The sequence below is a fragment of the Gordonia malaquae genome, assembly GCF_037148075.1.
Classification (GTDB): Bacteria; Actinomycetota; Actinomycetes; order Mycobacteriales; family Mycobacteriaceae; genus Gordonia; species Gordonia malaquae.
Genome location: NZ_JBBCUB010000001.1, coordinates 1,008,779 through 1,031,867, shown reverse-complemented (window position 1 = coordinate 1,031,867; position 23,089 = coordinate 1,008,779). Strand labels below are relative to the sequence as shown.

Below are 23,089 nucleotides of genomic sequence, written 5' to 3'. Positions count from 1 at the left end.
ATCAGCGCCGTGACGAATCCTTTCGCCAACCCTTTCGATCCCGGCAACAGGCCCGTCCGAGCCCAGCAGGCCTGGTACCGCTGCCAAGATCGGCGGCTGGGTGCTCTTGGTGCTCGGAGCGATCGGCGTGCTCGCGGCGTTCACCGCGTGGAGCGATCCGATGCAGGAGATCGGCCTGCTCCTGTTCTGGGGTGCCGTCGGGCTGCTCGGCGCGACGCTGATCTGGCGCCGATGGCCGTGGAAGGTCGGCGGCCCCGTGGCAGTCGGCCTGATCCTCGTGGGTTTCGTCCTCATCGGCCTGGCCGCCCCCGTCGACAAGACTCCCGAACCGGCACCTCTCGTGGACACCTCGTCGTCGGGCAGCACCGTCTCAACGACCACAACGACTGCCACGTCGACTGTCGTTTCGTCGACAACAGTCACCGTCACGGCCGAGAGCTCGTCGACGGCTCCGACGGAGGCCGCCACGACCGAACCCGACGTGGACGCGCCCGCACCACGCCGAACCACTCCCGCATACACTCCGCCGACCACCGAGGACAGCGGCAGCGCGTACTACGCGGACTGCGCCGCTGTCCGCGCGGCCGGAAAAGCCCCGCTCTACCAGGGTCAGCCAGGCTACAGCACCGATCTCGACCGCGACCGGGACGGCGTGGCCTGCGACGGAGGCTAGCCCAGACCGAAGACCGCACCTGTGGAAATCACCCTTGCGCGATTCGGTCATCGCGGCCATCCTTCTCTCCACACGAGATGGGGGAAGCACATGATCGACTCGGACACATTCGACCCGGCGGACACGGCGTTGGTCACACTTGGATCACCATTGGGCGGGAGGATCCGCACGTGGGACGACCAGCGCCCGCAGACGTGGACGATCGTCGACCCCGGTTTCTTCGACGGTCTCCCCGGCACAGGAGCGATCCTCACGGACCCGATCGCTCAAGGCCGGTATCGCGATGCCGCCGTTCTCGATCGTGAGAACAACCTGCTGTGCGTGGAGACGACGACACCGGTCAGCCGACTCGGCGGTGTCATCGCCGGACACGAGCACATCGCCCTGGTTCCCGTCCCCGACCCGGTCCGCCCGTCGGGCGACCAGGCGGCGAGTCTGTGGGTGGAGTTCGAGCGGATCTTGGTCACCGCTCTTGAGCACGCCTTCGAGCGGGGCGAGCTCCTGATCGTGAGCGGGCCATCGGCCGACGGCCCATCGGTGATGCTCGGGGCGATGACCCGACACCTGCGTCGTGCCCTCATCTTGACTGCGACTCCCGCCCCCTCGGCTCCGATGTGGCCTGACGCCCGGCAAGGCGAAGAGGACAGGACGAGCATCGTCAGCGACTCCTGTACAGACGCTCTCCGTGAAGCGGCGGTGCGGACCACGGTCGCGCTGGACTCGTGGGAAGTAGAACCGCTCGACGCGGTGATCACCTATGTGGTACCGATCGAGGCGTTGGCAGTCGAGCTGCCGTGGACCGCGGAGGACGCGGCTTGACCAGACGTGCGGGCGACGGCCGGTGGCGGGGCCCGGCCGTCGCTCGCAATCCAGGTCCGAGCACTCCACTATCCTGAACGTCGATGACCTACCCCGCAGAGTGGACCGACGACCGGATCGACGCGATCCTCACGATGTTCGACAACCCCACACTCGCGCGCGGCCGCGACTACGCGTTCAAAGGCATGATCGACGACATCACCTGGGTCGGCAACACTGTGTCGGGATACTCGGAGGGGTCGGGCCGAAAGCGGTATCGCTGCCGGGTGGCCGTCACGTTCGGACCGCGGGCGCGCGCAGTCGCGTCGTGCACCTGCCCGGTGTCGCAGAACTGCAAGCACTGCGCCGCGCTGATCATCGCGGCGACCAGCGATGCGATCCCCGCAAGCTTCGAGGCAGACGACGCGTCGACATTGACCCTGTCACGGTGGCGGACCCTCGTCGCCGAGATCACCGCCGACACCAGACGCGTCCAGACGCCCCCTCTGCCTGTGCGTCTCGTGTTCGCCGAGGAGTACACGTCCACCGCGTCGTCGGTGAAGGTCCGACCCACCGTCCTGTCGTCGACCGGTCGGTGGGTGTCGACCAGAGTCACATGGAAGAAGCTCGTCAACGGCGTGCAGGTCGACCCTGTTGTGGGCCTTGAACCGCTCACCCGACTGGCCGTGCTCTTATCGACGGCGAGAGGGAACGGCCCGAGCGACGAGTCGATGTCGCTCATGTACGCGCCGAGCATCGTGTGGTCCATCCTGCGGGACGCCGTCGACGCAGGCGTCGAGCTGCGGTACACCCACACGCACGGACGTGAGCTGCACGTCGACCTCGATGCTCCGATCACCACCGCGCTGCATGTCGAACCGTCGGGCTCCGGAGTGGCTGTCGGACTTCAGGTGCTCATCGACGGTCGGCCCGTCTCCACGACGGAAGGTCACCGGCGACTGATCGGCCGACCGCGCGTGCACGGCGTCGCGGCCGTGCTGGACGGAACCGCGCATCTCGGTCGACTCCCGGACCTCACTCCGACCGAATCGATGCTCCTCATATCCGACGAGTCGCTCCGGGTGGCCGAATCGGAGATCGGCGAATTCCGCGACGCACTCGCGTCAGTCGCACCGGAACGAGTGATCGACGTGGCGCCCGACGCGTTCCCGGCCACCGCGGTGACCGGACCGTTCCCCGTCCTGCGCATCGGTACGCGAGCGATGACGACTGCCGACTGGCTCATCGGCTACGAAGTCGACGGCGAGATCGTGGAGTACCCGCTGGACGGGAGCGTCTCCGGGCGGTACCGCGCTCCGAGCGACGAAGCGGCGATGTGGGATCAGTACCGGTCGCAGCTCGAAGCCGTCGCCCGCACGGGTCACGGGTGGGTGGCAGCCGCGGCGCAACGACTGCAGGCCGAACTGCCCCGCTGGCGAGGAGACTTCAAGAAGTACAACCACCTGTACGCGGTGCTCCGACAATTGCAAGGCGGCTGCACCGTCGACGCCGCATTCACATCGGCACCCGCCCACCTCCGCACGTCTACGTCCCGATTCACCGAGATCGAAGCCGCCGTGCTGTGGACCGAGGTGGTCCCGCAGATCACTGATGGGACGGACATCCGCGTGGTCACCGACGGGCCCACGCCAGTCTTCCGCCGTGCCGAGGAGACTCCGTCACTTCACTTCTCCGGCGACGCGACGACCGACTGGTTCGACCTCACCATCACAGTCGACGTCGACGGCCACAGCGTCCCGCTCCCCGAAGTCATCGCCGCCCTCGCAAGCGGTCAGACACACATGATGGTGGACCACACCACGTACTTCTCCCTCGACGTTCCCGAACTGACGACACTCCGGGAACGCCTCGAGGAGGCACGGGACATGGGCGAACTCGAAGGAGACCGCGCGTCGTCCCAGAGTCTCAACGCGAGTCTGTGGGACGAACTCCTCGAACTTGGGGTGGTCGACGAGCAACTCGCGTCGTGGCGCGATCGGATGTCGCGACTGGCCCAGGCGGAACCGCCCGAGCCGGTGGCGCCGCCGGTCGGTCTGCGTGCTCAGTTGCGTCCGTACCAGCAAGACGGGCTCGACTGGCTGTCGTTCCTGTGGGACAACGGTCTCGGCGGCGTGCTCGCAGACGACATGGGTCTGGGCAAGACGGTCCAGTCGCTCGCGCTGATGCAACGTGCGGTCGACGCCGATCCGACGGCGAGATTCCTGGTGGTCGCGCCGACGAGCGTCATCTCGAACTGGGCCGCCGAGGTTCGGCGGTTCGTCCCCGACCTCGACGTCATGACGGTCACGGCGACACAGAAGCGGTCGGGGTCGCCGCTGTACGACCGCGTCGGGAACGCGAACGTCGTCGTCACGTCGTACGCTCTCCTCCGGCTCGACGTCGACGCGTTCTCCGCCATGTCGTGGGACGGCGCCGTGTTCGACGAAGCGCAGTTCCTGAAGAACCACAATGCGAAGACGCACCAGGCTGCACGACGTCTCGACGCACCGTTCAAACTCGCGATCACCGGCACTCCGATGGAGAACCGGGTGATGGAACTGTGGTCACTCGTGTCTGTCGTGGCGCCCGGCCTGTATCCCTCTCCGTTGCTGTTCAAGGATCACTTCGCGGGCCCGATCGAGAGTGGCCAGGCACCGGAGAAGCTCGACCTGCTCCGCCGGCGCATCCGCCCGATCATGCTGCGCCGCACCAAGTCACAGGTCCTCACCGACCTCCCTGAGAAGCAGGAGCAGGTGCTGCACCTGGAACTCGAGCCGGCACACCGCAAGGTGTACGACACCCACCTGGCGCGCCATCGGCAGGAGACACTGGGCCTGCTCGACGACTTCGACGGCAACCGCATCCAGATCCTGCGCGCGCTCACCCGCCTGCGCCAACTGAGCCTGCATCCCGGGCTGGTCGACGACGAGCACACAGCTGTGAAGTCCGCGAAGATCGAGTATCTCGCCGAGCAGTTGCCGATTCTGATCGACGAGGGTCACAGCGCGCTGGTGTTCAGCAGTTTCACCGGCTTTCTCGGACTGGTGGCCGCACGCCTGGACAAGGCAGGCATCGCGTACAGCTACATCGACGGATCCACACCCGTCGTCAAGCGCGCGGATCAGATCGAGCAGTTCGCGCGGGGCGCCACACAGGTGTTCCTCATCAGCCTCAAAGCCGGCGGATTCGGACTCAACCTCACCGCCGCCGACTACTGCTTCCTCGCCGACCCGTGGTGGAATCCTGCCGCGGAGGCGCAGGCGGTCGACCGCGCGCACCGCATCGGGCAGCATCGCGCCGTCACGGTCTACCGCATGGCGTCCGTCGACACCATCGAAGACAAGGTCATCGAGCTGCAGAACCGCAAACGGGAACTGTTCAACGCTCTGATCGACGACGGCGAGGCGTTCTCCGGGACCATCACGGCCGACGACGTACGCAGTCTGTTTGCTTGAGCCGAACCACACGTCCACCATTCGCACACCCGTGCGAACAATGCCCCAGCCGTATGAGACAGTACTCATAGAATCCACCGCCTGGAAGGAATCACGCCATGCCTCCGCGCCGCCGTTCAGCCCCCGCGTCGGAATCGCTGACATCTGACGACCTCGCAATGCTGACGACAGCTCTGGCGACCGGCAAACGCGCGACCGTGTACCTCCGTGAGGGGATGTCGGGCCTCGGTCTCGCCGAAGGCGCGTCAGCGCGTGTCGTCTCGATCGACGGCACCACCCTCACCGTCAGCCCGACGGGCGTCGACGACGAACTGCCATTTGAAGCCGATGAGCTGCGGATGTCCAAAGTCGCGCCGCCGAAACCCGAGGCTGCGAAACCCAAGCGTCCAGGAAAGCCCAAGCCTGCGCAGGCCGCCGTGCCTGTTCAGTCCCCGCCTCGACCAAGGGCCGCACAGACGAGCGTTCCGCCGAACCCGTCACCGGGCGACGCACCTCCAAAGCCCGCACCCAAGCCGGCGACGAAGCGCGCGGCAACGAAGAAGGCGACCGCATCGGTCAGTGTGACGATCTTCGGGACCGCAGACAATGAATGGTCCGTGTCCCTCGTTCGGGGTGCACGCAAACCGCAGCGGTCTCGACCGGTGGCCCCGGAAGCCGTCGACGCCGCCGTGCGCAGTCTCGGCGACGATTCCACGCGTGAGGCGGTCACCACGCTTCTCAACGCGGCCCGCGAGGAGGCCCAACGCCGCGTCGAACAGCTCAGTCGGGAACTCGACGAGGCACGACAGGCGCTCGCGGCACTCGACACACCATGACCGCTTCCGCTTCGTCGGATCGTCGCCCGCTCCTGACTGTCCTCGCTCTGTTGTTCACCACGGGCTGGGCGACCAATCACTTCGTCGCGATGATGCCGGTGCTTCACGAGCGCAGCGGCATCTCCGACGCGGCCCTGGAAGGCGCGTTCGGCATCTACGCCGTCGGTCTGCTTCCCGGTCTGTTGACGGGCGGCGGAATCTCCGACCGCGTGGGCAGGCGCCCGATCGTCTTGTCCGGAGCAGCGGGTGCCGCGCTCGGCAATCTCCTGATGCTGGTGTGGCACACCGAACCGGGAGTGTTCGTCGGACGCTTCGCGGTCGGTCTAGGTGTTGGTCTCGCCGTCAGCGCGGGCACCGCCTGGGCAGCGGACCTCGGAGGAGCGCGCGGGACTGTCGCTGCAGGCGCGACGTTGACTGCGGGGTTCGGCATCGGCCCACTCGTCTCCGGTCTGATCGCCCAGTTCAGCGGGTCCGCTGCCGTGGTCGCACCGTTCGTCGTGACCGTGACCGGCTCCGCACTGGCTGTTGTGGCCGGATTCGGCGTCCCATCGGAGCGGCACACCCGATCGGCTCGTGCCCGGCGGGCCGACGAGGACACACGCAGCCTGCGCCGCGCACTGGTGACCAGTCTGCCGATGTCTCTGTGGGTGTTCTCCGCGGTCACCACATCGGTCGTGACGATGGCCGCACGCATGTCCGACTTCGACGGCCCGTGGGTGCCGGGTGTCGCGGCAGTCCTCGCCCTCGGGTCCGGCGTCGCGATTCAGGTGTTTGCACGGAGAGGCGAATGGGGTCCGCGCTGTGGCGTCGGCGGCGCCCTTCTCGCCACCGTGGGCTTCGCAGTGGTCGCCGCATCAGGTTCGGATCCGTCGCCGATCGCGTTCGTGGCGGCATCCGTCGTGCTCGGCTCCGGTTACGGCCTGTGCCTACGCGAAGGTCTGCTCGACGTCGAGACAAACGCCCCGACCGACCGAGCGGGACTCGCGACCGGCGTGTTCTACGTCGGCACATACCTCGGCTTCGGCCTACCGGTCCTGCTCCGCGCGATTCAGCCTGCGGCGGGCATCACCGCGCCGATCCTCGGCCTCGCCGGCGGTGCCGTCCTGTGCGCCGCGATCCGCGCAGTCCAGATCCGGTCGGGGATGCACGCCGCCCGCTGACACTCGAACTCAACCGAGGTGGGCTTGCACCTCGGCACTCGACTTGTCGAGGCGTTCGAGGCGGCCCTCGGTCATCGACGCGATCTGGTCGATCACGATGCGCATGCGTTCGTCGTCGTTCTGCGCCCGATTCCACCGCGCGGCGAAGAACGGATCGAGGCCGCCGGGCGAGGTGACGAGCAGCATCTCGGCGACGCGATGGATGCGTTCGCGCTGGCGGTCCTGGCGGGCCCGGTGCCGCGGATCGGAGAAGATGAAGCGCAGTGCGACGGTCTTGAGCACCGCCACCTCGGCGGCGACGTCGTCGGGCACGCAGAGGTCGGCGTCGTATCGGCTGACCGGCTGAAAGTCCACGGCTCTTCGGGTCGAGGTGATCGCGGTCGACGCGAAACGCCCGATCAGTTCCGAGGTGAGTCGTTTGAGGCGCACGGATGCGTCGAGGGAACCGTCGAAGTCACCGAGCTGGGCGAAGATGTCCATCTCGGACAGCCGCTGCGCGGCGTCGACCAACGACTCCCGGTCGTCCCCGCCGAAGTACTGCATGCCGAGGTCCGCGAGTGCCGCCTGATCTTCGTGTGAGCCGAGTTGCCGGAGATCGATGCGTCCACCGATCACCCCGTCCTCCAGATCGTGGACCGAGTACGCCACATCGTCAGACCAGTCCATGACCTGGGCTTCGAGGCACCGTCGGCCGTCCGGCGCGCCGGAACGAACCCAGTCGAGCGCAGCTTCGTCTTCGACGTAGGCGCCGTACTTGCTGCCGGGTGAAGTGCGCGACCACGGGTACTTCAGTGTGGAGTCGAGGGATGCTCGGGTGAGATTGAGACCCGCACTCTGCCCGTCCGGCCAGAGGATCTTGGGTTCGAGCGCGGTGAGGATGCGCAGATTCTGCGCGTTGCCTTCAAATCCGCCTCGTTCGCGTGCGACCTCCTCCAGCGCACGTTCACCGTTGTGCCCGTACGGCGGGTGTCCGATGTCGTGCGCGAGGCCGGCCAACTCGACGAGGTCGGGGTCGCAGCCCAGACCGACCGCGATTCCGCGGCCGATCTGACCCACTTCCAAAGAATGCGTCAGGCGCGTGCGGGGATTGTCACCCTCACGCGGCCCGACGACCTGCGTCTTGTCCGCGAGACGCCGGAGCGCTGCCGAGTGCAGCACGCGGGCGCGGTCGCGGGCGAAGTCGCTCCGATGGTCGGTTGTGGGATCGACGACGGTGAGCTTGGGCGCTTCGACCACCATGCGCTCGACATCGTCGGCGTTGTACACCGCCATCGGCGGGTCCGCCGCGAACCGACCAGCAGATGCGGAATTAATCGTTCGACCACCCGCGCGCAGCGGCGAGGTCGAGGATCCGCGAACGGATCGCCGTGATCTGACGCGCGGTCAGGTCGGGCGACGAGTCGAGGAGCAGCTCGGTGATCTCGTTCGACAGCGGGCCGCCCGCAGTGCGGCTCGGACGACGCGGGCCGCGGTCGCCGCGATCACCGCGGTCGTTGCGATCGAAGCGGTCACGACGGTCGCCGCGATCTCCACGGTCACGGTCGCCGAAACGGCCACGGGTGTCTTCACGACGGTGAGCGCGCTCGGCGGCGGGATCGCCTGCCGGAGCCTCCTCGGTCACCTTCACGTTCGTGGCCTTCGAGCCACGGTCGGTGCTCTCGACGTCGAACTCCACGACTGCGCCGGGGCGCAGCAGGTTCTCGTCGATGCTGATGTCATTGATGTGCAGGAACACGTCGTCCCCACCGTCGACCGGTGCCAGGAATCCGAACCCGCGATTCGAGTCGAAATGCACAACCTTGCCGCTGACAGCCACCACAATCTCACTCTCTGAATATGCGCCCACATCGCGGACCCCTTGCCCGCGCAGCGCACTCTCGGTCAATCATGCCTTATCAGAGGCTTTCGCACCTAGAGAAAACGCCTGGTCTAGACGTGAATCACTCTCTGATGTCCGATACGGATCGACCGACACCCCGAAGACAGCGGATCTGGTGTCGCGTGTTGAAAGTTCCTCGACGGTTGGTGGCGCTCCGCTGTGCAGCTGGCAAGGCGGAGGAGGGAGGGATACCGGGTAGGTATCGCGACCGACGACAACGCCGCCAGGTGTGCAGCGCGGCGCTGCCAACCACTAAGGAACTTTCAACACGCGACACTAGCTCGGCGCCATCGACAATCAGTCCACTACATTCGGCAGCGTGACTGTCCACGAGCGCAGCAACGATGTCCGGATCGACCGTCTCACCACCCCCGACCAGGTGCGAGAAGCATTCGCCGTGTTCGGGCGAGCCATGATCGGACTCGACTTCGGCGACCTGGACGCGGCGACGATCACCGAGGAGGGCCGATACTTCGGCGCGTTCGACGGCGAACAGATCGTGGGCGGCGCCGACTCGTACGCCACATCGCTGACGGTGCCGGGCGGGGCGCGACTGGCCCATGCGGCGATCACTCACATCGGCGTACTGCCGACACATCGCCGACGTGGTGTGCTGACCGCCCTCATCACCAGGCAGTTCAGCGACGCCGCCGCTCGTGGCGAAGCGGTCGCGACCCTGCGTGCATCCGAGGCGGTGATCTACGGGCGGTACGGATACGGAGTCGCGTCGTACAGCCGCCCGGCGCGGATCGATCGTGTCCGAACCGGTCTGCGCGAGCTTCCCGACCGCGCCGGCACGGTGCGGATCGCGGACGCCGTCGACACCTCGTCGTTGGCCGCAATCCACGAACGGGTCACGACGGCCGGCGCGACCACGCGCTCGGCGTCGTGGTGGGTCAATGCCGAACGGCGGGCGCACGCGGAGCCGCTGCGATACGTGATCGTCCACAGCACCGACGGCGTCGACGACGGGTACGCCGTCTACCGTCCGCTCGACTCCGCGACGTGGTGGACCAGCCGGAATCGGACCATCCAGGTCACCGATTTCGTCGCTCTCACCGGCGACGCCCACCGCGGATTGTGGGCGCACCTGTTCGGCCTCGATCTTGTCGACACCATCACCGTCGCGTCCCTGCCCGTCGACGATCCACTGCCACTGCTGGTGACCGACCAGCGGTCGGTGCACCTCGGCGAGGTCCGCGACGAGATCTGGCTCCGACTCGTCGACGTCGAGACTGCGCTGGCCGCCCGCACCTACGGCCCGGGACGACCCGTCACGATCGCGGTACTCGACCATCGACTCCCGTCGAATGCGGGACGGTATCGAATCACCGCAGACGGCGCAGAGCGCAGCTCGAACGCGCCGGACGTCACCGTCGACGTGACGGACTTGGCATCGGTCTACCTCGGCGGAACACGCTGGCGGCAACTCGCCGCAGCAGGGCGGCTGCACGAAGGTTCGAGCCCGCCCGACCCCGGCGCGATCAGCACACTCGACGTCCTCTTCGCCACCGACCACGCTCCGTTCTCGGGCACCATGTTCTGATGTCAGACCACGACAGTCCCGTGTAAGACGACGTAAGGGCCACGACAGGTCGACCGAGCAGAGTGCTCGGCATGACTTCAATTCTCGCGCCGCACGGCGCCACCGCATCGACGTCGAGGGCGAGCGCCGAACTCGCGATCGACGCCCGCGGCCTCGTCAAACGTTTCGGCGACAACACGGCAGTCGACGGCGTCGATCTGCAGGTTCCCACTGGTTCCGTCTACGGGGTCCTCGGCCCCAACGGGGCAGGCAAGACGACCACCGTCAGCATGCTCGCGACACTCCTGCGGCCCGATGCCGGAGACGCGACTGTCTTCGGATACGACGTGGTCCGGGATGCAGTCGCCGTCCGATCCCTGATCGGGGTGACCGGCCAGTACGCGTCCGTCGACGAGGATCTGAGCGCTCGCCAGAATCTCGTCCTGTTCGGGAGGCTGCTCGGCAAGTCGCGGAGTCAGTCGAAGGCTCGCGCCGAGGAGCTTCTCACCGACTTCGCCCTCGACGAAGCCGCAGATCGGCCACTCAAGGACTTCTCGGGCGGTATGCGGCGACGTCTGGACCTCGCGGCGAGTCTGATCGACACGCCTCCCCTGTTGTTTCTCGACGAACCGACGACCGGCCTCGACCCTCGCACACGCGCCCAGATGTGGGAGACGATCCGCAAGCTGGTCGCCCAGGGTTCCACGGTCCTGCTCACCACGCAGTACCTCGACGAGGCAGACCAGCTGGCAGACCGCATCGCCGTCATCGACCACGGTCGAGTGATCGCCGACGGAACAGCCGACGAACTCAAGCAGTCGATCGGCACCAGCACCTTGACTCTCACACCCGTCGATCACGCCCACGCCGCGGCCGTCGCCGAGCTCGCCGAGACGGTCCTCGGTGAACCGGCGACGCTGAGCGCCGAAGCCGGCCGCGTCACCACTCCCCTGCACCGACAAGATCTGGTGCCCGACCTCCTCATCGCCCTCCGGGACCGCGACATCACCGTCGACGAGATAGCCGTGTCCAAGCCCAGCTTGGACGAGGTGTTCCTCACCATCACCGGCCGCGACTGAGCGAAAGGACCCTTCACCATGACCACAACTCTCGAGCGGACGTCGATCAGCATCGACTCGGTCCGCAGTGCCGCAAGAACGTCGGTCAGCGTCGCCGACGCCGTCCGACAGTCGTTCTCGTTCGCGTTCCGCGGCCTCGTCAAAATGCGCCGCAACCCCGAACAGTTCTTCGACGTCGTGCTGCAGCCGATCATCTTCACGCTGATGTTCACCTACATATTCGGCGGCGCGATCAGCGGCAACGTCAGCTCCTACCTGCCGGTCATCATCCCGGGCATCCTCGTGCAGACTGTCATCGTCACCTCCATCGTGACCGGCACTCAGTTGCGTGAGGACATGAACAAGGGTGTGTTCGACAGGTTCCGCTCTCTGCCGATCGCACGAATCAGTCCACTCGCCGGCGCCCTGTTGGCGGATGTGGTCCGCTACCTGTTGGCGAGCGTCATCACGTTCTCGGTCGGCATCGCGATGGGCTGGCGTCCTGAACCGCTCGGCGTCCTCGGATCCGTCGTCCTCGTCTTGATCTGCAGCTTCGCAGTCTCGTGGATCTTCGCGCTGATGGGCTGCCTCATGAGCAAGGCGTCGTCAGTCCAGGGCGTCTCGATGCTCATCATGTTTCCGCTCACCTTCATGTCGAACGCGTTCGTGCCTGTCGAGACCATGCCGAGTTGGTTGCGCAGCTTCGTGAACGTCAATCCGATCAGTCATCTCGTGTCGGCGGTTCGTGAACTCTGCAACGACGGCCACGTCGGCACGCACGTCCTCTGGAGTCTGGTCGGCGCCGCCGTGATCGTTGTGATCTTCGCGCCGCTTGCGGTCAGGGCGTACATCCGCACCGCTAAGTGACATCCACGGACCGGAGCTCGGCGAACTGCTCGTGCAGTTCGTCGAGCGCCTTCTTCCGTGACAGTGACGCGGTGTCGGCGACGACCGCCTCCCATTCGTGCGGACGGCAGCCGGACAAGCTCTGGGCGTCGCCGATCAATTCGTGAATGGCCGGGTAGTCGTGACGCGGTCGCAGTCGCAGACCCAGCGCCATCCACCGCGCACCCACGAGGTCGCCTGGTGTTCGAAGGCAGCGCCGGACGCCGCTGACATAGGCGACGCCCGCGGAGTGCGGGACATCGACCCAGCCTGCGTGGTCGCGCATCGACAACACGGCGTCGGCGAGTGCCAGAAGGCATTCGTCGACGCCGTCGGTCGAATCCAGCCTGATCCTCGCGGCGACCGTGGCCGTCACGCAGCCCATCAGACCGGGGTCCCGCGATGTGTCGTCGCTCTGCCCGAGCAGGAGGTCGGCGGCTCGCCGCAAAAGTCCGACGACGGCGTCGACCGGTTCGCTGGAAGCGAGCCGCTGGTATTCGGCCATCACGATCATCATCAGCGCGACCGTCTCCGGATTCCCCTGCGGCGTCGGGTCGGTCGGTTTCCAACCGCCGCTGAGTTCGTCGATCGCCACCCTGGCACGGTCGAGTTCGCCCAGGGAAAGCAGCATCGCGATGATGTAGCCGTCCACCTGTCGTGCGTCGTCGACCGCGCCGAGCTTGTTCAACCGGGCGACGGCCCGCTCATACAGAGCCAGAGCCTGGGCCCAGCGTCCCTGCTGTCCGATGACGCTGGCCGTCGTCATGTCGGTCATCGCCGCCGCGAACGAGTCCGGATGCTGGGCGAGCGCTGCGACCTCAACACTGTCAGCGAGCGCCCCGTCGAGGTCGCCCGCATTTTCGCGCACGTTGAACCGGATCGTCAGCGCCGCCCATCGGACACCGCTTGGCCGATGCGACTCGAGGCCGCGCAGGACGGTCCGGTACGCCCGTGTCGGACGTCGCGCCAACGCCACGGCGACAAGAAACTCCACCACGTCCTCGAAGGTGCGCTCCGGTCGATGCAGCCGACGCAGGAGATACGACGCGGTCGCGACCCGACGCAGGTCCCGGAGTGGGAGCAGGTGCACAGCGCTGATCAGCAGAGTCAGCTCCCAGTTGGTCCGCGTCTCATCGTCCGGGTCAGCCGGGGGCGTCGCGAGTACGTCGACGACGCGGACGCCCCAGGAGCCGACCTCCTGGTGCAGTCCTCGGCTCGCCCAGAAAGCTGCGATCACCGGAAAGACTGTGACGACGGTGTCGATGGCATGGGGGCTTGCGGCTGCGACTGCTCGTCGCAGAACCCATACGAGATTCTCGCTCTCGACGTCCACCTCCGCCGCGAGCACAGTGTCCGGAGACTCGTCGTAGCGACTGCGAATGTCTCGGCAGGTTTCACGCGCCCACCGCCCCATTCGCGCGGTCGTCTCGGCGACTTCCCCCGCATCGGCCGCGCGTCGCTCTCCGAACTCCCGAACCATCTCGAGCATCCGGTAACGGGTGCGGCCGTCGGCCTCGTCCACCTGCAGCAACGATTGGTCGACCAACGCCGTCAGCGCGTCGGCCAACGCCGCCCCCGACGCTCCGACGACGGCGGCTGCCGCGGCGCGCGAGAAGCCGTCCGGAAACAGACACGTGCGGCGCAGCGCGACCCGCGCGTCGTCGTCCAGCAGATCCCAGCTCCAGTCGATGACCGCTTCGAGAGTCCGATGGCGATGCGGCGCCGTTCGGTCGGCAGATCGGAGGAGTTGAAACCGCTCGGCCAAGCCGTCGCTGATCTCGCCGACGCTCATCACGCGGGTTCGAGCGGCCGCCAGTTCGATGGCCAGCGGCACACCGTCGAGGTGAGCGCACAGTGTGGCGACCGCGACCGGATCGAAGTCGGCGTCCGGTCGTACGGACAGTGCGCGGGCGGTGAACAGTTCCACCCCGGCCGATGCCGCCCCGGCCGTGTCGAGCACGGGCAGCCGATACACCTGCTCGGCGCCGATGAGCAAGGGCGAACGACTCGTCACGACGACGCGGAGTGCGGGCAGAGCGGCGATCAGGCCCCGGACCAGACCTGCACAGGCGTCGATCACCTGCTCGCAGTTGTCGAGAATGAGGACGGCGTCGACAGCTCGCAGAGCATCGCCGAGGCTGTCGGTGAGGTCACGCAGATGCAGTCTGGGAACCGACGAGTTGCGCACGTCCGATTCGCCGACGCCGAGCGCGGACGCCACCACACCGACCAGGTCGTCGTCATCACGGACGGCGGCGAGCGGCACGTAGAAGACCGTTGCACCGCTGTCGGAGAGATCGTCGCCGAGCGAGGACGCGATGCTCGTCTTGCCGACGCCACCGGGACCGAGAACGGTCACGACCCGATGCCGGGCGATCAGGTCGTGAAGTGACGCGAGGTCCCCGGCCCGTCCGATCAACGGCTCGGCACGCAGCCGCGGGGGCCTACGGGCGGACTTGGTCTGAGGTCTTCCGGCGGCGAGTTCGGCGTTGAGAGCCGTCGCCTCGACACCCGGATCCGCGCCGAGCTCTTCCGCCAGTGTTCGCCGGAGCGCGGCGAACACAGCGAACGCCTCGTTCGTTCGCCCTTGCGCAGCGAGCGCGCGCATCAGCAGCACGTGGGCGGATTCGTCGAGAAAGTCGTCGGCTATCCGGGAACGGGCGATGTCGGACGCCGTCGCGTAGTCGCCCGAGGTGAACGCCGAATGTGCCCGAGCATCGTCGACACGGATCCGCAATCGGTCGGCTTCGGCTCTGAGACGCTCTCCGGGACCGTCGTCGGCGCCGAGGTCGGCGCCGGGGATGCCGCGCCACATGCGTTCTGCTGCCTGCGGATCAGCTTGCGTCAGGAGCCTTTCCACCGATTCGATGTCAGTGACTGCACCGGTGAGCCGATAGAAGCCGTCCGAACCTGCGAGGTCCGCGCCGCCCAGCAGTGGGCGCAGTCGGGATATCTGAGTGTGAAGGGCCGACTGCGCCGATCTGGGTCGATCCCCGCCCCACACGTCGTCGATGAGCGCGGCCGTCGACACGGGACGTCCACCTGCGAGTACCAACGCGACAAGGAGCCTGCGGGCGCGAACACCCGGCACGGCACGTCCGTCCACGGTGACCGGACCGAGCACCTCGATCATCGGCGGCACGAGAGGATTCCGACCGTCAGACGACATTTCTCCAACCCTACAAGCGTCAACGGCGATCCACTCGGATCCAGAGTCCGTCGTCGTCGACGATGCGTGCCGCGACGTCGAAGACGGACGCGATCGTATGCTCGGTGAGGGTGTCTGCCGGCGTTCCGTCGGCGACCACTCGTCCACCCGCCAGGACGACGATGCGGTCGCAGTAGGCCGCGGCGAGGTTCAGGTCGTGCAGCGCGACGATGGCGGCCGCCGATGTCTTCCGGACGTGCGTAGACACCAAATCGAGCAGACTGAGCTGATACTTCACGTCAAGATGGTTCGTCGGCTCGTCGAGGATCATCACCTCGGGTTCCTGGACGAATGCCCGCGCGATCTGAACCCGTTGGCGTTCGCCACCCGACAGCGCGCCGTACCGCTCGCCCAGCAATCCCTCGATCTCGGTCTCACGCGCCACGGTCGCGATCACTCGTCTGTCCCGGTCCGAGCCGATCGCCCACGACCGGCGGTGCGGAGTGCGACCGAGATCGAGGACGTCGGCGACAGTCGGATTCTGGTCGGTGACCGCGGACTGTTCGACAAATGCGATTCGACGTGCAGCGTCGCGCCGGGAGATCGAACCGAGGTCGGCGCCGTCGAGGTCGACTCGTCCACGCGACGGACGTCGGAGGCCTGCGAGCAGGCGTAGCAACGACGACTTCCCCGATCCGTTCGGTCCGATGAGTCCGACGACCTCGCCGTTGCTGACGGTCAGGTCCACACCGGTCAAGATCGTCCGCCGTCCCACGTCCCACCCGATGTCGTGCGCCTGCAGAATCATCGTCGGCCCTCTCGGATGAGGACGACGATGAACGCCGGGACGCCGACGATCGCGGTGATCACGCCGATCGGCAGTTCTCGCGGTTCGATGAGGACCCGGCCTGCGACGTCCGCCCACACGAGGAACAAGGCGCCGAGAAGGGCGAGTGTCGGCATCATCACCCGATGCCGCACCCCGACGATCGCCCGTGCGGCGTGCGGCAGCACAAGGCCGACGAATCCGATCGCGCCCGCAACGCTCACCACCACAGCGGTGATGAGCGCCGTGACCGAGAGCAGCACGAGCCTGGTGCGCGCCACGTGGATTCCCAGGGACGCGGCCGCGTCGTCGCCGAAGGAGAACGCGTCGAGCGCGCCCGCGTACAGCAGACACACGATGAGGCCGCCCACGGTGACGGCGCCGCACATCACCACCTCGGTCCACGACGGTGACGACAGTGATCCGAGCAGCCAGAAGAGCACCCCGCGAGTCTGCTCCGCGTCGGCGGACGTGTAGACGATGAACGAGGTCAACGCCGAGAAGAGTTGTGTCGCGGCGATGCCCGCGAGGACCACCCGGTCGGTGGTGCCACCCGCGAGCCGAGCCAGGAGCAGGACGAGCGCAAACGCGGCGATGGCGCCGAGGAACGCGCCTCCGGCCATGCCGATGACACCTGCACCCACGCCGAGCAGAATCACCGACACCGCACCGACCGACGCGCCTGACGAGACACCGAGGACAAACGGGTCGGCGAGGGGGTTCCGAAGCAGTGACTGCAGCACGCCGCCGCACACCGCCAGACCCGCACCGCAGGCGGCGGCCAAGACCGATTGCGGGAGTCGAAGTCGCCAGATGATCGACTCCTCGAGCCGACTCAAACCCGACGTGCCGCCGACGATCTCCGCTCGCACGGATGCGGCGACGTCGGACATGCCCAGACCGGATGGGCCGATCGTCACCGCGAACCCGATCGAGATCGTCAGCAGCACCAGGCCGCCCAGCCACAGCGTGGCGAGGGCGGTCGGGCGAGTCTGCAGGCGGTGGATCATCTGCCCAGGCCGAGCCGTTTCAGTCCGGCCGCCACATCGGAGATGCCGTAGACCGTCCGCAGCGACGGGTTCATCGCAGCCCCCGACAGCAGGATGTAGCGCTTGTTCTTCACTGCGTCCATCTCACGAGTGACCGGGTTGGATTCGAGGAACGCGATCTTGCCCTGCGCCGATTCGCCTGTCTGGATGTCGCGTGTCAGGTCGCCGAGGACGAGGACGTCCGGGTTCCGGCTCGCGACCACCTCCCAGTTGATCTGCGGCCACTCGTCATGCGTGTCGTCGAAGACGTTCATCAGACCGAGTGCCGATGTGATCACGCCCGGCGCGCCGCAGCAGCCTGCGAGGTACGGCGACTCGGAGTCGGAGAACCAGTAGGCGACCCGCGTCCCACGTGCGTCGATCGAGTCGGCGGCGGCCTGAGCGCGCCCCTTCAGTTCTGCGATGAGTGCAGTCGCCCGATCCGTCGTCGCCGTGAGGGCGCCGAGTTCGGTGATCTCCTTGTAGACCGAGTCGAGTGTCATCGGTTCGTCTCGGGACCCGTCCCCGCCGGTGTCGTTCTTGCCTTCGCAGTCCGACGGCGCGAGGTAGGTGGGCACTCCGAGGTCGGTGAAGCGTTGGCGCGGCGCGGTGCCGCCTTTGCCGAGAGTGGAACCGAACGACGCGGTCACCAGGTCGGGTTCTTCGGCGAGCACAGCCTCGAACGACGGCCAGTCGTCGGAGATCCGTTTCACTCTCGCATTGGCGTCGGCGAGAGACGGCAGTACGGGGTCGGTCCACGTTGCGGTGCCCGCCATCCGGTCGGCGAGCCCCAGAGACAACAGGACTTCGGTGCTCCCCTGATTCAGCGAGACGATGCGCTGGGCCGGCGCATCGACAGTCAACGACTGGCCGCAGTTCTGCAGGGTGACGGGGAATCCTGCGGCGGACGTGCTCGGCGGCTCGGGATCGGTCGCGCCGCATCCGGCGAGGGCGAGGATCAGAACGGTCGAACCGATCAGGGCACGACGTGCGGTGAGAGACATGGAGTCCTTCAGCGGGTCCGAGTCTGTGCGCGAGACTCTCAATGGATCCTGCAGGCCGCTGCCCGCCGGAGCCAGCAGGTCTTCGGACTCGAGGTCTGCCGCTTCTCGAACGCCTTCCCAGTTCTCACCAGTGGCATGTTGTCCAGAGCGTCGCTCTCACCGCTGCGCGTCAGTCCCGGATTCGCACCGGATTCCCTACCCGACTCGTCGGGCGCGCTGGCCCGTCCATCGTACGGTCCGGCCGCTCACCGCACACAACGCCGCCCTCCTCCCGATGAGCGGAGGAGGGCGGCGTTGTGTGCGGTGGTGCGGGACTACTTCGCGGTCGCGATGCCGAGTGACGGGAAGAAGTAGCAGGTGGCATCGCCCTTCTTCACCGATCCGTAAATCGCGGAGAGCACCGTTCCCGACCCGGTGTCGACGATTCCACCGCGGACCCCGTTGGACGGAATCAGATTCAGGGCAGGCTTGAGTGTGGAGTTGACTGCGGCCTGCGCCAGCTCTTTCAGTCCGGGGGCGAGCTTGCCGATCCGCTTGGTGACGCCGTCGAGGATGACGTCGGTGATGCCACCCATCTTCTCGCCTAGTCCACCCTTGAACGTGTTGACGTTGAACCACGCAACCTGCATTCCGCCCTTGTCGCCCGAGTCGTTGAACACGCCGACCGGAACGAATCCGTACAGGATCTCGCCCTTCTGCACTGCGTTCAAGTCTGCCTTGCCGAGCAGACCGCCATCGATCGTCAAATCTCCGATGGGAGGTGTGTACGGACCAGGCACGGCGCCACCGAGTGCAAGAGGGAATGTGAAGTCCGTGCACGCGCCGATGGTCGGCGTGAACGGGGTGATGCCGAACTGCTTGAGGATCTTGTTGGCGGCCTCGATGCCGTCAACAACGTCCGCGGCGTCCTGCGGCTGCGGGTTGATCGAATCGAGCGCGTTCTTGGCGGCGAGGGATTGGCCGGTCGGTGCGGCGTGGGCCGGTGCGGCGACGACACCGCCGAGCAGGGCTGCGGACGCCGCGACGGCGGCGACGGCAAGACGGATCTTCATGAGGGCACTCCAGGATTCAGAATTCAGAGGATCGGGTGATGACAATGGTGTCCCGAATTCAATCCCACCACACCGGTCTCGTGCCGAAATGTGATGAATGCGTGCCCAATCGTGACCTGCATTAGCGCGTTCGGACTACAAGTCCTCGGCCCTGCAGTTCGTCCGTTCGAAGGAATCGAGTCGTGGCGTTCGGCCGTCGAGGATTCCGCGGACGTAATCTGCGCTGGTGAACGCCTGTCGTCGCCTGCTCGCCGCCGCTGTCCTGACGACCATCACGGTCTTGGCGGGCTGCTCCGTCGAAGGCTCACCGGCACGGGTCGCCCAGCCTGCGCCGACGTCGAAGACGATCACCGCCATCGCGCCGACTGCGTTGATCATCGACGCGTCCGATTCGATGCTCATCGCGGATGCGCCGGGCGCGCGGATCGACGCTGCACGATCAGCGGCGACGGGGCTCATCGACGCCATTCCAGCCGGATCACGACTGGCGATCCTCACCTACGGCACCGGCACCGGGAACACACGTGGGGAACGCCGAGCAGGCTGCCGCGACGTGAGCGTTCTCGTCCCGCTCGGTGCGGTGGACAAGAACTCCGCCCGGACGGCTGTCAACGGAGTCGTGCCTCGTGGGTTCACACCGATCGCGGAATCGCTGAAGCGCGCCGCCGAGCAGCTGCCCGACGACACCGCCGCGTCGATCGTGCTGATCTCCGACGGCGAGGACACCTGCGGCACCCCACCGTGCGACGTGGCGAAGGAGCTCAAGCGTTCTCACCCGAAGCTGTCGATCTCCACCGTCGGGTTCAAGACCTCCGGTGACGCCAGCGACCAGCTGCGATGCGTCGCCGACAGCACTGGAGGAATGTTCGTCGGCGCAGCGAACGGGGCACAGTTGGCGGCACGGCTGTTGGCGACGCAGGACGAGAAGGCGCAATCCACAGTTCTCAATGGTCCGTCGTTCAACGGAATCGAGTTGGGCGACAGAATCATCGACATCCGCCGCGACCATCCGGACTTCCCGAGGTCGTCGACACGCGACGGCGACCTGACGGTGCACCACTGGCACGACTGCGACTGGGCGTTCGCCGGCACGGGGGTTCTCGTCGAGATCCGTCCCGGCAGCGGGACGACCACGATCGACGGCATCGGTCGCGGCAGCAGTGTCGCAGACGCGACGAGGTTCTACGGCAAGCCGGTCTCCGACTCCGACAACGCCGACGGGACCCGCACCGTCGTGTTCGACGCGGGCACGGCAGACGGCACCGGATACCGGACGAGAGTGCAGGGCGCGGGCAGCTCCGGTCGCATCCTGGACGTCGTCGTCTGCGGATGCGCAGCAAGACCCGCCCCGCAGACACCGCTGCCCGATTCACCGCCACCGTCCGGCACATGCCCGACCACGGTGAACGGAACGACGGACGTGAAGCATCCCCAGTTGGGCACGGTTCGGGTGTTCCTCGTTGCACCAGGCGATTCGATGGGCGAAGGCTGCGTGATCTCGGTGACCGGCTCCGGGGCGGTCCTGCCCGTCATCAAGGTCGGTGTCTATGACGACAGCCTGTCGTTCTACTCCCCGGCGTCCGACATCACCGGGAACACCTTTGTGAAGTACAATCCCGGCCGCTACGACGGTGTGATCGTCCTGGTCCCGACTCCGACCGGCTTCGCCGATCCAGGCGTCGACGAATCGGGATACATGGGCAAGCTCATGTTCTATTACGCCGAGGCGAAGGGCCCGGGGTCGGACGGGCGGTACGTGATCGAACAGAGCAGCAACAACTGCACGCCCGACTGCGCGGGCGGAACGATCACGAAGAAGACCCTGCGCTGGAACGGACACGACTACGTCGAGTGACGACTCGACATGATCGAGCGTAAGTCGACCTGTGGCATAGTGATCGAAACCACTGGAACGTGTTCCAGTTTCTTGCTGCCGACCGAAGGCTGGATCGATGAGTAGTACACGCCGGGACCTCGGCTCCCGTCTGCCCGCGAACGTCCGGATCCCCGACGTGGAGATCCCCGACGGCCGCATGGTCGAACTCCCCGGGCGCGGATCGACGTACGTCACCGACACCCCCGGCCCGACAGACGACGCGCCCGCCATTCTGCTGCTGCATGCATTGTCGACCACCGGCCTGCTGACGTGGTTCCCGAGCATTCCGGCGCTGTCGAAGAAGTTCCGCGTCATCACGATGGACCAACGACTGCACGGTCGCGGCATCGACACCGACAAGTTCACGCTGCAGGACTGCGCCGACGACGCCGCCGCGGTGTTGGACGCACTGAGCATCGACAAGGCGATCATCGCGGGCTTCTCGATGGGATCGCTCATCGCGCAGCGCGTCTGGCGACAGCATCCCGATCGTGTCGGCGGGCTCGTGCTGTGCGCCAGCACCGATCAATTCCAGACCAACACGACCGAGCGTCTGTTTCATCGCGCCATGGGAATGTCTCTCGGTTCGCCCCGTCGGCGGACACCGGCGAAAGGCGCGACTCCCCGGCCTGTCGATCCCAGAGACGACATCCACAGGTGGGCGCTCGCCGAGTTCAAGTCCACTCGCCCGGCCGCCGTCGGACGTGCTGTCGCGGCGATCGGCAGCCACCACACCAAGCCGTGGATCCGTCAGATCGATGTTCCGACCGCGGTTGTCGTCCCGTTGCGCGACAAAGCGATCCCCCCGGCCCGCCAGATGGCGATGGCACGACGCATTCCCGGTGCCACCATCCACGAGGTCGACGCGGGACACTCGTGCTGCGTGATGAACGCCGACGCGTTCGTCCCAGTCCTCATCGAGGCCACGAACACCGTCCTCGCGCGCTGGCGCGAGAACAGCACCCCCAACTGACTTCCCTCCCGCTCGGTGGGAGCGAACACGCTTCGTCGAATCGAGCAGGAGTACGCACTGAGGATGGACATGAACGCAACCCGCATCGCCGTTATCACCGGAGCATCTCGTGGTGCGGGCAAAGGCATCGCCCTTGCACTCGCCGCGAGCGGCACCACCGTCTACGTCACCGGCCGCACCTCGGCTGACGGCCAAGCCGACCTGCCCGGCACCGTCGCGCAGACCGCGGACGAGATCACCGCCCGCGGCGGAGTCGGCATCCCCGTGATCGTCGACCACTCCGACGACGCCCAGGTCGCAGCCCTGTTCGATCGTGTCCGATCCGAACACGGCAAGCTGGACATTCTGGTGAACAACGCGATCGCGATCCCGTCGGCGCTCACCAAGAAGGGGCCGTTCTGGGAGAAGCCACTGGATCTCACCGACCTGTTCGACGTCGGAATGCGCTCGTCGTACGTGTCGTCGTTCTACGCCGGCCCGCTGCTCGCCGCGAACGGTTCGGGCCTGGTGGTCAACACGTCGTCGTTCGGCGGATCCTGCTACATGCACGGACCGGCATACGGCGCCGGGAAGGCCGCCGTGGACAAGATGGCCCACGACATGGCCGTCGACTTCAAACCGTTCGGCGTCGCCGTGATCTCCCTGTGGATGGGTCTGCTCAAGACCGAACGGACGATGGCCGCGTTCGCCGCCGATCCGGCCATGTACGAAGGACTGGCCGCGACGGCGGAGAGCGTCGAGTTCCCGGGCAGGATCATCGACGCGCTGCATCGCGACCCGGCACTGATGGACCGGACCGGGCAGGTCCTCGTCGGAGCCGAGATCGCCCAGGAACTCGGGGTCGCCGACGTCGACGGCAACCAGCCGCCGTCGCACCGCCCGTTCCTGGGTGATCCGCCGACGTTCAGCGCCGCCGTCGTCGAGTGACTACCCG

17 protein-coding genes, 1 pseudogene and 1 riboswitch are annotated in these 23,089 nt (G+C 66.8%); of the genes and pseudogenes, 11 read left to right on the top strand and 7 right to left on the bottom strand.

Translation table 11 applies throughout. The features are described 5' to 3' along the window. Positions 1–100 precede the first annotated feature (100 nt). The 5 genes from WFK36_RS05100 (at position 101) to WFK36_RS05080 (ending at position 6,901) form a co-directional block, all read left to right on the top strand. A complete protein-coding gene (locus WFK36_RS05100) occupies positions 101–673 on the top strand; it encodes an excalibur calcium-binding domain-containing protein (protein ID WP_336790250.1) in 573 nt (190 codons plus the stop codon). A gap of 90 nt (positions 674–763) precedes the next feature. Continuing rightward, on the top strand, positions 764–1,492 hold the full coding sequence (locus WFK36_RS05095) for a hypothetical protein (RefSeq protein WP_336790248.1): 729 nt from the start codon (positions 764–766) through the stop codon (positions 1,490–1,492). 83 nt (positions 1,493–1,575) lie between these two features. Beyond that, positions 1,576–4,926 (top strand): DEAD/DEAH box helicase, encoded by a 3,351-nt coding sequence (locus tag WFK36_RS05090; RefSeq protein ID WP_336790246.1) that lies wholly within the window; start codon positions 1,576–1,578, stop codon positions 4,924–4,926. Between the two features lie 98 nt (positions 4,927–5,024). Next, complete coding sequence (locus WFK36_RS05085; protein WP_336790244.1) at positions 5,025–5,741, top strand: DUF6319 family protein; 717 nt, start codon at positions 5,025–5,027, stop codon at positions 5,739–5,741. After that, complete coding sequence (locus WFK36_RS05080) at positions 5,738–6,901, top strand: MFS transporter (protein ID WP_336790242.1); 1,164 nt, start codon at positions 5,738–5,740, stop codon at positions 6,899–6,901. The genes WFK36_RS05085 and WFK36_RS05080 overlap by 4 nt, the downstream gene beginning before the upstream one ends. A gap of 9 nt (positions 6,902–6,910) precedes the next feature. Here the strand turns inward: WFK36_RS05080 and WFK36_RS05075 are convergent, their stop codons facing one another. Continuing rightward, complete coding sequence (locus WFK36_RS05075; protein ID WP_336790240.1) at positions 6,911–8,173, bottom strand: deoxyguanosinetriphosphate triphosphohydrolase; 1,263 nt, start codon at positions 8,171–8,173, stop codon at positions 6,911–6,913. 37 nt (positions 8,174–8,210) lie between these two features. After that, entirely contained in the window at positions 8,211–8,717 is a 507-nt protein-coding gene (locus tag WFK36_RS05070) for a cold-shock protein (RefSeq protein WP_008380258.1), read from the bottom strand. A 415-nt stretch (positions 8,718–9,132) separates the two neighbouring features. Here WFK36_RS05070 and WFK36_RS05065 point away from each other — a divergent pair, with 415 nt between their 5' ends. From WFK36_RS05065 to WFK36_RS05055, 3 genes are all read left to right on the top strand, one after another. Beyond that, the gene (locus tag WFK36_RS05065; protein WP_473828763.1) at positions 9,133–10,326 is read left to right on the top strand and encodes a GNAT family N-acetyltransferase; all 1,194 of its coding nucleotides are present in this window, start codon (positions 9,133–9,135) and stop codon (positions 10,324–10,326) included. A gap of 71 nt (positions 10,327–10,397) precedes the next feature. Next, positions 10,398–11,384, top strand: coding sequence for an ATP-binding cassette domain-containing protein (locus WFK36_RS05060; RefSeq protein ID WP_336790238.1), 987 nt, complete (start codon positions 10,398–10,400; stop codon positions 11,382–11,384). Between the two features lie 18 nt (positions 11,385–11,402). Continuing rightward, positions 11,403–12,230 (top strand): ABC transporter permease, encoded by an 828-nt coding sequence (locus tag WFK36_RS05055; protein WP_336790236.1) that lies wholly within the window; start codon positions 11,403–11,405, stop codon positions 12,228–12,230. On the opposite strand, the gene WFK36_RS05050 is transcribed toward WFK36_RS05055, so the two are convergent. The 5 genes from WFK36_RS05050 to WFK36_RS05030 form a co-directional block, all read right to left on the bottom strand. Continuing rightward, entirely contained in the window at positions 12,223–15,417 is a 3,195-nt protein-coding gene (locus WFK36_RS05050; RefSeq protein WP_336790234.1) for an ATP-binding protein, read from the bottom strand. The genes WFK36_RS05055 and WFK36_RS05050 overlap by 8 nt on opposite strands. 19 nt (positions 15,418–15,436) lie before the next feature. Next, entirely contained in the window at positions 15,437–16,204 is a 768-nt protein-coding gene (locus WFK36_RS05045) for an ABC transporter ATP-binding protein (protein ID WP_336790232.1), read from the bottom strand. Further along, entirely contained in the window at positions 16,201–17,232 is a 1,032-nt protein-coding gene (locus tag WFK36_RS05040) for a FecCD family ABC transporter permease (protein WP_336790230.1), read from the bottom strand. Before WFK36_RS05040 ends, WFK36_RS05045 begins: the two co-directional genes overlap by 4 nt. Next, positions 17,229–18,254, bottom strand: a complete 1,026-nt coding sequence (locus tag WFK36_RS05035) for an ABC transporter substrate-binding protein (protein WP_336790228.1) — start codon at positions 18,252–18,254, stop codon at positions 17,229–17,231. Before WFK36_RS05035 ends, WFK36_RS05040 begins: the two co-directional genes overlap by 4 nt. A 56-nt stretch (positions 18,255–18,310) precedes the next feature. Next, positions 18,311–18,490: riboswitch (cobalamin riboswitch) on the bottom strand. A gap of 78 nt (positions 18,491–18,568) precedes the next feature. Beyond that, on the bottom strand, positions 18,569–19,306 hold the full coding sequence (locus WFK36_RS05030) for a hypothetical protein (protein WP_336790226.1): 738 nt from the start codon (positions 19,304–19,306) through the stop codon (positions 18,569–18,571). A gap of 226 nt (positions 19,307–19,532) precedes the next feature. On the opposite strand from WFK36_RS05030, the gene WFK36_RS05025 reads away from it, so the two are divergent. The 3 genes and pseudogenes from WFK36_RS05025 (at position 19,533) to WFK36_RS05015 (ending at position 23,082) form a co-directional block, all read left to right on the top strand. Beyond that, positions 19,533–21,161 carry a vWA domain-containing protein gene (locus WFK36_RS05025; RefSeq protein WP_336790224.1) on the top strand — a complete coding sequence of 543 codons (1,629 nt, stop codon included), beginning with the start codon at positions 19,533–19,535 and terminating at the stop codon, positions 21,159–21,161. A 97-nt stretch (positions 21,162–21,258) separates the two neighbouring features. Then, positions 21,259–22,047 (top strand): annotated as a pseudogene (locus WFK36_RS05020) (alpha/beta fold hydrolase); the annotation flags it as partial. Between the two features lie 177 nt (positions 22,048–22,224). Next, a complete protein-coding gene (locus WFK36_RS05015; RefSeq protein WP_419717395.1) occupies positions 22,225–23,082 on the top strand; it encodes an SDR family NAD(P)-dependent oxidoreductase in 858 nt (285 codons plus the stop codon). The last annotated feature ends 7 nt before the right edge of the window (positions 23,083–23,089 follow it).